At 70.7% G+C, this 11,466-nt stretch carries 13 protein-coding genes, 1 tRNA gene and 1 riboswitch; of the genes, 7 read left to right on the top strand and 7 right to left on the bottom strand.

The window, feature by feature from the left end:
* The first annotated feature begins 103 nt into the window (after positions 1-103).
* The 3 genes from AC54T1_RS13690 (at position 104) to AC54T1_RS13700 (ending at position 3,069) form a co-directional block, all read left to right on the top strand.
* On the top strand, positions 104-829 hold the full coding sequence (locus AC54T1_RS13690) for an iron-dependent transcriptional repressor DtxR (protein WP_484345873.1): 726 nt from the start codon (positions 104-106) through the stop codon (positions 827-829).
* Between the two features lie 153 nt (positions 830-982).
* Positions 983-1,146, top strand: a riboswitch (cyclic di-AMP (ydaO/yuaA leader).
* A complete protein-coding gene (locus tag AC54T1_RS13695; RefSeq protein WP_496912280.1) occupies positions 1,145-1,969 on the top strand; it encodes a C40 family peptidase in 825 nt (274 codons plus the stop codon). Its footprint overlaps the riboswitch before it by 2 nt.
* Before the next feature lie 176 nt (positions 1,970-2,145).
* A complete protein-coding gene (locus AC54T1_RS13700) occupies positions 2,146-3,069 on the top strand; it encodes a universal stress protein (RefSeq protein ID WP_484345871.1) in 924 nt (307 codons plus the stop codon).
* A gap of 23 nt (positions 3,070-3,092) precedes the next feature.
* On the opposite strand, the gene AC54T1_RS13705 is transcribed toward AC54T1_RS13700, so the two are convergent.
* From AC54T1_RS13705 to AC54T1_RS13730, 6 genes are all read right to left on the bottom strand, one after another.
* Positions 3,093-3,929, bottom strand: coding sequence for an ABC transporter permease (locus tag AC54T1_RS13705; RefSeq protein ID WP_484345870.1), 837 nt, complete (start codon positions 3,927-3,929; stop codon positions 3,093-3,095).
* The gene (locus AC54T1_RS13710) at positions 3,926-4,918 is read right to left on the bottom strand and encodes an ATP-binding cassette domain-containing protein (RefSeq protein WP_484345869.1); all 993 of its coding nucleotides are present in this window, start codon (positions 4,916-4,918) and stop codon (positions 3,926-3,928) included. The genes AC54T1_RS13705 and AC54T1_RS13710 overlap by 4 nt, the downstream gene beginning before the upstream one ends.
* Before the next feature lie 67 nt (positions 4,919-4,985).
* Positions 4,986-5,807: a dimethylargininase gene (ddaH, locus tag AC54T1_RS13715; RefSeq protein WP_484345868.1), complete on the bottom strand. Its 822-nt coding sequence runs from the start codon at positions 5,805-5,807 to the stop codon at positions 4,986-4,988.
* Between the two features lie 75 nt (positions 5,808-5,882).
* The gene (locus AC54T1_RS13720) at positions 5,883-6,356 is read right to left on the bottom strand and encodes an SRPBCC family protein (RefSeq protein WP_496912281.1); all 474 of its coding nucleotides are present in this window, start codon (positions 6,354-6,356) and stop codon (positions 5,883-5,885) included.
* Positions 6,353-7,051, bottom strand: a complete 699-nt coding sequence (locus tag AC54T1_RS13725; protein ID WP_484345866.1) for a hypothetical protein — start codon at positions 7,049-7,051, stop codon at positions 6,353-6,355. The genes AC54T1_RS13720 and AC54T1_RS13725 overlap by 4 nt, the downstream gene beginning before the upstream one ends.
* A gap of 18 nt (positions 7,052-7,069) precedes the next feature.
* Entirely contained in the window at positions 7,070-7,561 is a 492-nt protein-coding gene (locus AC54T1_RS13730; RefSeq protein WP_496912282.1) for an OsmC family protein, read from the bottom strand.
* Positions 7,562-7,688: 127 nt separating this feature from the next.
* Here AC54T1_RS13730 and AC54T1_RS13735 point away from each other — a divergent pair, with 127 nt between their 5' ends.
* From AC54T1_RS13735 to AC54T1_RS13750, 4 genes are read left to right on the top strand one after another with little or no spacing between them, the layout of a single operon-like run.
* On the top strand, positions 7,689-8,171 hold the full coding sequence (locus AC54T1_RS13735; RefSeq protein ID WP_484345864.1) for a hypothetical protein: 483 nt from the start codon (positions 7,689-7,691) through the stop codon (positions 8,169-8,171).
* Entirely contained in the window at positions 8,168-8,968 is an 801-nt protein-coding gene (locus AC54T1_RS13740) for a hypothetical protein (RefSeq protein ID WP_496912283.1), read from the top strand. Before AC54T1_RS13735 ends, AC54T1_RS13740 begins: the two co-directional genes overlap by 4 nt.
* A complete protein-coding gene (locus AC54T1_RS13745; RefSeq protein WP_496912284.1) occupies positions 8,965-10,389 on the top strand; it encodes an alpha/beta hydrolase family protein in 1,425 nt (474 codons plus the stop codon). Before AC54T1_RS13740 ends, AC54T1_RS13745 begins: the two co-directional genes overlap by 4 nt.
* Positions 10,386-10,856, top strand: a complete 471-nt coding sequence (locus AC54T1_RS13750; RefSeq protein ID WP_496912285.1) for a hypothetical protein — start codon at positions 10,386-10,388, stop codon at positions 10,854-10,856. The genes AC54T1_RS13745 and AC54T1_RS13750 overlap by 4 nt, the downstream gene beginning before the upstream one ends.
* Positions 10,857-10,980: 124 nt before the next feature.
* Here AC54T1_RS13750 and AC54T1_RS13755 read toward each other — a convergent pair.
* Positions 10,981-11,053 (bottom strand) — tRNA-Arg (locus tag AC54T1_RS13755).
* Positions 11,054-11,466 lie beyond the last annotated feature (413 nt).

Consider the following 11,466-nt stretch of genomic DNA (forward strand, 5'->3'; position numbering starts at 1 on the left):
TGCGTGGGTGTGCGGGGTCGCGGGCGACCCGCAGGGGCGCATGCCTGCGAGATAGGCTGTCCGGCAGAGACGGACCAAGCTGTGCGACGCACTGGAGGAACGCGTGAGCGACCTGATCGACACCACCGAGATGTACCTGCGGACGATCTACGAGCTCGCGGAGGAGGGGATCGTGCCGCTCCGCGCCAGGATCGCGGAGCGCCTCGGGCACTCGGGGCCGACGGTGTCGCAGACGGTGGCCCGGATGGAGCGCGCCGGCCTCGTGGTGGTCAGCGGAGACCGTCACCTGGAGCTCACCGAGCTCGGGTACGGCAAGGCGATGCGCGTCATGCGCAAGCACCGCCTCGCGGAACGCCTCCTCACCGACGTGATCGGTCTCGACTGGGAGTTCGTGCACGACGAGGCGTGCCGGTGGGAGCACGTCATGAGCGACCGCGTGGAGCGGCGCCTCGTGGACCTGCTGGGTCGCCCGCAGTACTCGCCGTACGGCAACCCGATCCCGGGGTTGGCCGAGCTGGGTGACGAGACCGAGGCGGTCGGGTTCCTCGAGGGCGTGACGTCCCTCAAGTCTCTCCTCGCGGTCAGGTCTGCGGCCGGAGGTGTGCCCGAGGGGGGCGCGTTCGAGGCGGTCGTCGCCCGGCTGGGAGAGCCGCTCCAGACGGACACCGAGCTCCTCGCCCGCCTCGCCTCCGCCGGCGTCACCCCGGGCGGGACGATCGCGGTGGGCCGGTCCGACGACGGCCGGAGCATCACCGTCACGTCCGAGGGCGCGCCCATCGTCCTCGACCTTCCCGACGAGGTCTCCCGGCACATCTTCGTTGAGTCGTAGATCACATTCCGGGCCTGACCTGGCGTCATGCCATGAGCGCCGTAAATCGGGCGTGATCGGAGCGTGACATACCGCGGGTATCTGATGTATCTTCAGATTGCTTCGAGGGCTGACGCTCTTGGAGAGCTTGAGCGGAACGCCTAACCCTGCCACCGCTCAAGGTTGCCTACGACCCGCTGGCAGGGACGGGGGACCCAAATTCGGGCGCTGTTCACAGCGTCCTTGGGGTGAAGCCGCACGGACCTCGCGTCCGGACGGCCGGGTGTTCTCCTACCCGAACCCGACAGCTGACCTCGCAGGCGTCTTGGAGAGAACGTGACCACTAGTACGACCCGTGCCCGCCACCGTGCGGCACAGCGGCCTATCACGCCGCTCACGATGCTTGCTTCTGCTGCATCAGAGAACGCTGCGACGGTTGGCCGTCGTACCGCTCTCGTCGCAGCATCGTCGGGTCTCCTCGTCTCGATGATGGGTGCAGCTCCTGCGTCCGCGTCGCCGGCGTCGAGCTCCGCCGCGAACAGCGTCGACATCAAGGCACTCACCACCGAGGCACGTTCCGCGCTGAGCACCGCTCCCGCGGTCACTGCCGCCGCGGACGTCGCCTGGACGGTCGAGCAGAGCGTCATCGCCGTGACGCCGGCGCCTGAGCCGGAGCCCGAGCCGGAGCCGGAGCCTGTTCGTCAGGCCCCCGCCGCCTCGCGGACCGCCGAGCGGGTCGCCGTCGACGCCTCGGCCGAGACGGCTCCTAGCGCCGAGACTGCTGCGGCAGCCCCCAAGGCTGCTGCTGCCGAGGTTCCGGCATCCGCTGCCGGGAGCTCGATCATCGACATCGCCAGCCGTTACGTGGGTGTGCCGTACGTGTCGGGTGGATCGACGCCGGACGGCTTCGACTGCTCCGGGTTTACCGCGTACGTGTTCGCCCAGGCCGGCATCAGCCTGCCGCGGACGTCCGGCGCGCAGGGCCAGGCCGGAACCGTCATCTCACGCGACCAGGCGCAGCCCGGCGACCTCATCTGGACCCCCGGGCACATCGCGATCTACGCCGGTGGCAACACCCAGATCGACGCTCCTCGGCCGGGCAAGACCGTCCAGTTCCGTGAGATCTGGCAGTCCAACCCCACCTTCGTGCGGGTCGGCTGACCAACGCGCACCTGAGAGGCCCGAGCTGCTCACGCGGCTCGGGCCTCTTGTGCTGTCCGGAGCGACTGCCGGGGCGGAGCGCTCTGGACGTCGCCGAGCCGCGTGCGGGTAAGGTCGGAGCCTAGAGGGTCGATGACGGCGCCTCCGCCGTCATCTCCAACGAAGGAGGAGCGACGATGTCCCACAGTGGTCCCATCCTCGTCGGGATCGACGGCTCGGAGTCCAGCCTGCATGCGCTCGACTGGGCGGTCGCCCAGGGCGCTCGGGCGAGCCGCCCGTTGACGATCGTGTGCGCCTACTCGTTGCCGTCGTTCGCCGCGGCCTCGCTCGACGGCGGCTACGCCGCCCTGGACGACTCCGCGATCCAGGAGGGCGCCCGGGTCGTGCTCGAGGAGGCCCGCACGCGTGCGGAGCGAGCCGGTGTCACCGTGACGACACAGGTCGCCACGGGAGACGCCGCAGGTGTGCTCGTCGAGATGTCCAAGCAGGCGTCCATGGCCGTGGTCGGGACCCGCGGCCGGGGTGGCTTCGCAGAGCGTCTGCTCGGCACCGTCTCGTCCGCGCTGCCTGCCCACGGTCACTGTCCGACGGTCGTGGTGCCGCTCCGGGGCGGGGAGAGCGAGGCGGTCGTCAAGCCTGCCCGACGCATCGTCGTCGGCGTGGACGGGTCGCCGTGGGCGCACGGCGCGCTCCAGGCGGCGATCGACCAGGCGCGACTGTGGGACGCGGAGCTCGTGGCCGTGGCTGGCGTGCCCGTCGGGTCAGGGTCCGGGTTGCTCGCGTGGCTGCCCGCGGCCGTCGACCACGAGCAGGTGCTCGCGGACATCGCCGTGGGCATCAACCGGATCGTCGACGAGGCAGAGGCAGCAAACCCTGGCATGAGCATCCGACGGATCGTGCTCGACGGCACGGGCGCCGAGCTCCTCAGCGAGTTCTCGACGGCGAGCGACCTCGTCGTCGTCGGGTCGCGTGGCCGGGGCGGGTTCGCCGGCTTGCTCCTCGGTTCCACCAGCCAGGCTGTTCTGCACCACTCCGAGTGCCCGGTGATGGTCGTCAACAGGCACTGCAGCCAGGGCAAGCAGGCGCAGCAGGCCGTCTGACCCTGCATCGCGCACGCCGGGCGTCAGTTGCGCGTGCGGTACAGGTGCATCGTGATCGGCGCGAAGACGGCGGTCATCACGGCGGAGGCCACGAGCACCCCCACGACCGCGCCGTAGTCCGTCCCGCCGTTCATCAGGCCCCGGATCGCGGTGACGAGCCCTGAGACCGGGTTGAGGCCGACGACCGTGCGGAGTGCCGACGGCATGGTGTCGGGGTCGACGAAGATGTTCGACGCGAACGTCAGCGGCATGAGGATGAGCATCGAGACCCCCATGACGGCGTTGGGGGTGCGCATGACGAGCCCGAGGATCGTGAAGATCCAGCTGAGCGCGAACGCGAAGACCAGCAGCAGCACGACGGCCTGGAGGGTCCCCAGCACTCCGCCCTCCGGCCGGTAGCCGAGGATGAGGCCGAGCGCGACGACGACCGTGGACGCGAGCGTGTAACGGACGGTGTCGCCGACGAGTGCACCGACGATCGGCGCGGGGCGCCAGATCGGTAGCGAGCGGAACCGGTCGAAGACACCCTTGGTGATGTCGGTGTTCAGGGTGAAGCCCGTGTAGACGGTGATGATGAGGACCGTCTGGACGAGGATGCCGGGCAGCAGGTACTGCAGGTACGTCGCGGTGTCCCCGGCGATCGCGCCTCCGAAGAGGTAGGTGAACATGAGCGTGAAGATCACGGGCGTGAGCGTGACGTCGAACAGCTGCTCGGGAACGTGCTTGATCTTCAGCAGTGCCCGCCACGCGAAGGTGAGGGTCTGGGCGACCACGGACGGCCGCGGTGGGCGGACGTCGAGGGCGACCGCATCGCGGAGGGTGCTGGGGGTGGGCGGTGACGCGGTCACGGTGCGGCTCATGACGTGTTCTCCTCGGAGGCGGTGTCCGTGGCGGCCGGCTGGCCGGTGAGGGCGAGGAAGACCTCGTCGAGGCTCGGCTGGCCGAGCGAGAACTCCGGGACGTGGATTCCCGCGTCGTGCAGCCGGACGAGGATCCCGTGGGCCCGGGCGCGTCCCTCCGGGGAGCTGTCCACGCGCGCCGAGAACGCGTACGGGTCGGCTGCGACCGTGACGTCCTCGATGCCGACGGCTAGCACCTCGGCGACGATCGTCACGGCGGCCTCGCGGTGAGCAGAGTCGGCGAGGCGCAGGGAGACGGTTCCTGATCCCACCGAGCTCTTGAGCTCGGTGGCCGTTCCCTCGGCGATGACCTTTCCGCGGTCGATCACGGCGATACGGTCGGCGAGCTGGTCCGCCTCCTCGAGGTACTGGGTGGTGAGCAGCACGGTGGCGCCGTCGGCGACGAGCACCCGGACGATGTCCCACACGTCGTTGCGGCTGCGCGGGTCGAGCCCGGTGGTCGGCTCGTCGAGGAAGAGCACCACGGGGCTCATGACGAGGCTCGCGGCGAGGTCGATGCGTCGGCGCATGCCGCCCGAGAACGTCTTGACCTGCCTGCCGGCCGCCTCGCTCAGGTCGAAGGCACTGAGGAGATCAGCACTCCGTCGGCGCGCGGCGATCCGGCTGAACCCGTACAGGCGCGCGAGGATCATGAGGTTCTCGGTGGCTGTGAGGTCCTCGTCGACGGATGCGTACTGGCCCGTGAGGCCGACGCGTGTCCGCACAGCATCGGCGTCAGCGACGACGTCGTGCCCGAGGACGCGGGCGGTGCCCGCGTCCGGTCGCAGGAGCGTCGCGAGCATCCGGACCGCGGTCGTCTTTCCGGCTCCGTTGGGTCCGAGGACGCCGTAGACGGTTCCTGCGGGTACGCGCAGGTCGATCCCGTCGACGGCACGCGTGGTGCCGAAGTGCTTGACGAGCCCCTGGGCTTCGATAGCGAGGTCGGTCATCCTCCCATCGTGGTCCCGTCAGCGCGTCCTGACTACACCTTTTCGCCGGATTCTTCGCGCGGCATGCTCAGACGCGGATCTCCAGGGTGCAGCACTTCGCGCCGCCGCCCCCGAGGAGGAGCTCCGAGGTGTCGACCCCGATCGGGTCGTATCCGCGGTCGGTGAGCTCGCCCACGAGGTTCGTCGCCCGCGGGTTGAGCACCACGTGGTGACCGTCGCTCACTCCGTTGAGGCCGAGGACGACGGCGTCGGCCTCGACGGCGCGCACGGCGTCGGGGTAGAGGTCGGCGAGGAGCTCCTGGCTGGTGGGGGAGAAGGCCGGGGGGTAGTAGGCCACCTGGCCCGCTCCCGTGCCGTCGCTGCCCTCGAGGACGATGAGCGCGGTGTCCAGGTGGTAGAAGCGCGGGTCGACGAGCTCGAGCGTGACGACCTCACGGCCCCACAGCGATGCCGCCTCGGCGTGGGCGGCGGGGTCGGTCCGGAACCCGGTGCCGGCAAGGATGTGCCGTCCCGCGACGAGGATGTCGCCCTCACCTTCGTTGCGCTGCACGGCGCCGTGCACGGTGAAGTCACGGTCGGCGAACCACTGCATGAAGGCGGGGCCCTCGGGCTGGCGCTCGGGGTAGGTGAAGCGGGCGCTGTAGACACGGCCGTCGACGACCGTCGCTCCGTTCGCGGCGTACACCATGTCCGGCAAGCCCTCGATCGGGTCGATGAGCTCGACCGTGTGCCCGAGGTCGAGGTAGGTGTCTCGCAGCCGCTCCCACTGGGCGACGGCCTTGGCGGTGTCGGTGGGGTGCGCCTTGTTCATCCACGGGTTGATCTCGTAGCTCACCGTGAAGAAGTCGGGGCGGCACATGAGGTAGCGGCGGGTCTGCTGCGTGGGCATGGGGTCTCCTGGGGGTGGTGGAGGGTGTGCGGTGAAGACTAACGGCGATGCCGGGCGAGGGGTGCGCTCCCGCCGTCAGCCGGGGTCTGCTCGGGTGATCTCGCGGGCGACGCGCCGCAACGCGTACGTGGTCATCGCGACGAGGAACGGTCCGACGAGCATGCGGGTCACTGCGGGGGGCACACGGCCGGCGAGGTGGACGTCCTCCCACCATGTCGCGCGGCTCGACCGGGCGGTGACCGGTTCCACGATGATCCCCGCGGTGCCGCGGAGCAGGGATCCGGTCTTGCGGAACGTCGTGCTCAGGGTCGGCCCGACCGCGTCGAGCGCGACGACGACCATCTCGTCCGTGATCATCGGTCGGGACCGCATGACGAACCGGGTCCCGACCGGGAGCGGCCCGTCGGGTGCCGGCGGGCAGCACGCTGTCGTCAGCGGGATCCACCGTGGATGGTGGCGGACGTCTGCGACGAGCCGGAACGCGTCGGGCGCGGGCAACGGGACGACGCGCGACGCGCGGAACCGCTGCTCGCGCACCGACCGGGTCATGCCTCGATGACGGCAGGCCGGACGAAGGTTCGCGGTGCGGGTCCGAACGCGGCGGTCGCCTGCTCGACGACCGTCCTGGCGAGCGTCCGTGCGCCGGCGATGCCGATGGCCGCACCGATGCCGAAGGGGATGACCCGGCCGAGGGCGAGGGAGCCCTGCTTCGCGAGTTGCCGCTTGATGAACCGCTTGGTCAGCGTCGAGTTCACCTGCTTGAGGGTGCTCGTCGGCATGGTCGTCACCAGCGCGGTACCCCAGGCTGCGGCGGACTTGCCGGACGCGTCCATGACGGTCTCGGCGCCGGCGTCGCCGAGCACCGTCGCGAGCAGGAGCGCCCGGCGCCGCTCGACGTCGGTGACCTCGATGCCGTGCACCTCCGCGACGGCCAGCGCGTACGCCGCCGACGCGGCGAAGAACGTCGCGATGTCACCCGAGCTGAGCGCGAGGCCGACCCCTGTCCCGATCCCGGGGACCGCGGCGGCGGCGCCGACCGCACCGCCCGCGCTCTGGAGCACGAGCCGGTACTCCCGGGTGAGCAGGTCGATGATCTGCTGCGGGCCGGCCTCGGGGTTGCGGCGGCGCAGCGAGTCGACGTGCGCGCGGATCGTCGTGGTGGGCATCGTCACGGCCCGGTCGAGAGCAGCGTCGATGTAGGGCGTGCGCGGCAGCGCGGTGGGCTTGCGGGGGGTGTGCGCCACGGATGGTCTCCTGGGGGATCAGCCGGCGGGCGGAGCCGACGGCACGGACTCGATGCTCAGCTCGACCGTAGTCCCCGTGGTCAGGGTCCGCCCGACGGTGCACGCCTGGTCGATCGCGCGGCGCACGACGGTGAGGAGCCGCTCTCGTGCGCCGTCGTCGAGCCCCGAGAGGTCGACCTCGAGACGTTCGACGAGCGCGGGGTAGCGGTCCTCCTCGAGATCCTTGCGCCCGGCGACGTGGATGGTCGCGGCGTAGTCGTCGCCGAGCCGCCGCGCGAAGACAGTGTCCGAGGTCAGCCCTGAGCAACCGGCGAGGGCAACCTTGAGCAGCTCGCCGGGTGTGAACGTCCCTGGCGCCTCGGCGCCGCCGATCTCGACGACGCCGCCCCGCTCGGAGCGCCCGACGTAGCGTCGGGTGCCGGTTCGTTCGATCCACAGGGCGGGTTCGGGGGCGGAGGCGCCGTGCGGAGCCGCCGCGCTGGTCTCGGGTGTCGTCGACGAGTCGCTCATGCCGCGATTGTCGCAGGTGGACGGCCACGGATGCGCACCCGTGCGGATCCTCGACCGGTCGTCCTCGCAGGTCAGTGGGGACTTCGCCCCATCGACCGTCGTGGAGGGGCCTCGCTACCGTCACGCCATGGCCATCGGGGGGGATCCGGACGACATCCGGGACACGGCGCGCGCCCTGCGCGCATGGGCGCTGGACGTGCAGGTCACACGGGACACGGTCGCAGCCGGATCGGGCGTCCAGTGGGTCAGCACGGCAGCCGACCGCTACCGCGAGCGCCTCGCCGAGCATTCGCTCTCGATCGCTGGTGCGCGTGACGAGATGGATGCTGCTGCCGACGCTCTGGACGCGCTCGCGGACGCCCTCCAAGAGCGCCAGGAGTTCATCCAGCGTGCGATGAACGCGGTCAACGACGCCATCGACGGTGCGAGGTCGACGCTCGGGCGCCTCTGGGGGTGGGCGCGCGACGAGCTCACGGACGCCGAGAACGCCGCCAGGGATACCGCACAGGAGCTCGTCGACAAGGCCGCCTCGCTGCCTCCGGTGGGCAGCCCGGAGTGGGTCGACGTCGCCAAGGACGTCTTCGGCGAGATCAAGGACAAGGTCACATGAGCGCCGTCATCGCCCTGGAGGAGCAGGACGGTGCGCTGCGCCGAGCGATGAGCGAGTCGCAGTGGCGCGCGGTGCTCGATGCCTGCGGTGACGCGGCCACCGCGCAGTGGGCCCAGCCCGACGGACTCCTCGGCGAGGAGGACGAGGATGCGGACGTCCACATCGACGATGCCCTGCTCGAGGCCGTCCAGATGCGCGGCGCGTCGGTCCTCGAGATCGAGGTGGCTGCGGTCGCCGCTGACCGCGGCATCCTCTCGACCATGTGGACCGACGGGCAGGTCGCGTCGTCGATGGTTCGCGGGCTCGACGTGACCGCCGCGGGCGCGACCGGCGCCCGCGTGCGCGCGGGGGTCGAGGTGAGCGCCTTCCCGCTGTCCAGGCTCCTCGACGAGGTGCTGCGGCTCGTCCCGCCGGCGCCCGTCTCCATCGAGGCACCGGCTGCGGTCGTGCCTGAGGAGCTGACGATCGCCCTCGCCCGTGGCCTGCGGACCAGGGACACGGCTCTTGTCGAGGCGATCTGTCGCGACCTCGGGATCGAGAGCGCCCCGCCCGTCGTCGAGGCGGCCGTGGCGACGATGGACGGGAGCCTCGTCATCAGCTCGCGCAGCGCGGGACGGGACAGCACGAGCGTGCTGTCCCTCGTGCGCTGCGCCGCAGGATGGGTGGAGCTCGCACGCGACCGCGACGGCATGGTGGTCCACACACCTCGCTCCCCGCAGGACATCGCTCGGATCGTCCTGTTCGACCTTGCAGGACGGCTCGACGCGATCATGCGAACGACAGGAGATGCAGCATGACGATCGAGGTCAGCGGTGGGGCCGGAGGCGTCGGAGCGACGTACGCGGACCTCCTGGCACAGGCGCGGGTCCTCGACACGGCCGGTGACGACGTGCGCGCATGGTCGGACGACGTCGCCAAGCTCCTCCTCGACCCCGACATCCTCGAAGCGGCGCTCCTGTGCCCCCTCGAGGTCGCTACCGCCGAGCTGGCGCTCGGGTCAGCAGCCACAGGTCCCAGCGGTCTTCTCCCGGTGAGCGTCCTCCTCGAAGGCTCCGCCCTCGTGCTCGAAGGCACTGTCCTGTCGTACGAGGTCATCGAGGCGACCCAGCAGGCTGTGTACCAGGGACTGCACGCCGTCGGTGGCTTCGCCCTCGGCCTCGCCCTGCCCGGGATGGCCGCCGGTGCCAGCGTCCTCCTCGCCGCCAACCCGATGCTCGCCCTCGCGCTCGGCGGGACCGCCTACCTCAACCGGGAGGCGATCGGCGAAGCGGCCCTCGAGACGCTCTTCGAGAACCCGTGGCTCATGGACCAGGCGATCACGAGCGCGCCGTGGCTGCTCCAGGGCGCAGCAGTCGGGGTCCTCGGCCCTGTCCTGCCGTTCGTGCTCTCCGGTGGGCGCTGGCCCTCGGGGGACTACGAGGACGCCGTCGGCGGGCTCGTCGCCGGGGGGCAGCTCTTCGGTGCGTTCCACGACGAGGGCGACTTCGCGCCGGAGCTCGTCACCGACCGGGACCCAGAGATGGTGGCCCCACGCTCGGTGGCGGACGTCTTCAGGCAGCAGGAGGATCTGGGCGAGCACGCCGCGCAGATCCAGATCACGACGACGACCAACCCCGACGGCTCCGTCTCGCACATCGTCCAGGTGCCGGGCACCCAGGAGCTCGGCGTCGTCCGCGGGGCGAACCCCGTCGACTTCTCCACCAACGTCAACCTCATGAGCGGCGAGGACACGGTGATGCGCGCGCAGATCGCCCAGGCGATGCGCGATGCCGGGATCAACCCCGGCGAGCCCGTCATGCTCACCGGACACAGCCAGGGCGGCATGGTCTGCGCTGCGATGGCGTCCGACCCCGCCCTCACGGCCGAGTTCAACGTCACGAGCATCGTCACCGGCGGGTCCCCCATCGCCCGTTTCGACATCCCCGACAACGTCTCGGTGCTCGCCCTCGAGCACGACCAGGACATCGTGCCGATGCTCGACGGCCGGGAGAACCCCGACCGGGCCAACTGGGTGACGGTCGAGCGGGACCTTGCACCCGTCATGACGACGCATGATCCTCTCGCCACGCACGGCACCGATGTCTACAGGTCCACCGGGGCGCAGGTCGACAGATCCTCGGACCCGAGCATCGTCGCGTGGCAGGAGCGGAACGACCAGTTCTTCGACCCCGACGCGGAGTCGTCCGTGAACCGCTACGAGATCCGACCGACGCCATGAGCCGGCCAGGGATCGGCCCGGGGCCCCGCACGTCCATGGTGCTCGCCGCCGCGCTCGTCCTCGCCACAGTCGCCGCGTGTGACTCCAGCCGGGTCGACGGCGTCCCTGAGGGGCCGGTGCCGGACACCGAGCTCTTCGCCCAGATCGAGGCGATGGACCAGGTCGTCGAGTCCAACGTGTCCTACGTCGTCAACCTCACCGATGGTGACTACTACAGCGCCACCCTCACGGTGGAGGACAGCGCAGACCTCTTCTGCGTCTTCGATCAAGCCACCGCGATCCTCTGGATGGGCCGTGACACCGACATCCGTCTGAGGGTGCAGCGAACGGATGAGAACTTCAACGACGCGGCCACCAAGGAGGACGTCGGGCCGCAGAAGTGGTGGGCGGACCTCGAGGAGCGTTACGGCCCGCGGCCTGAGCCTGGCGCTGACCCCACCCCTGCGCCAGCTCCCGCGTGCGAATGACGCCTCGGCCCCTCCGGGGATCGTGGAGGCGCACAGCAGCGGGTGCGGACCTGGAGCTGTCCGGCGCCTGCTGGGTCACGAGGTGACGAGCCGGAGCGGCGAGATCGTGCCGACTTCTGACGTGTGCGCCCGGGCAGATTCGAACTGCCGACACCCGCTTTAGGAGAGCGGTGCTCTATCCCCTGAGCTACGGGCGCGTGAGCGGGTCCAGGCTACCTGACGGTGGCCGGAGAGCCGGTGACGAAGCCGTTGCGGCAGTCCTGGGTGCTGTGAGGCCCGTGACGTGCTGGTGTTCCTGACGTCTGCGGGTCCGTGCTCATTGACTCCCGGTACGTGAACATGGACACTTTTCCACGACAGTGCGTGCCGCCTGCCCCCTGCGCGGCACGCACTGTTCTCGTACCGTCCGCCGGACCGCAGGCCGAGCCGCCGGACGGGCGGCGCGATCGGGCCGGGGCGCCCCGGCCCGTCGCCCCCGTCGAATGCCGCCGGCCACCGTGCACGGAGCGCCCGGACGGTCCTCGTGCGGTGCCATTTCAGGTCTCGTCGGCGCGCCAATCGCCCGCGGGCACGGCCAGCGGTTAGCGTGCCAGGGTGACTGCTCCCGAAC

The organism is Sanguibacter sp. Z41_6 (genome assembly GCF_059621145.1).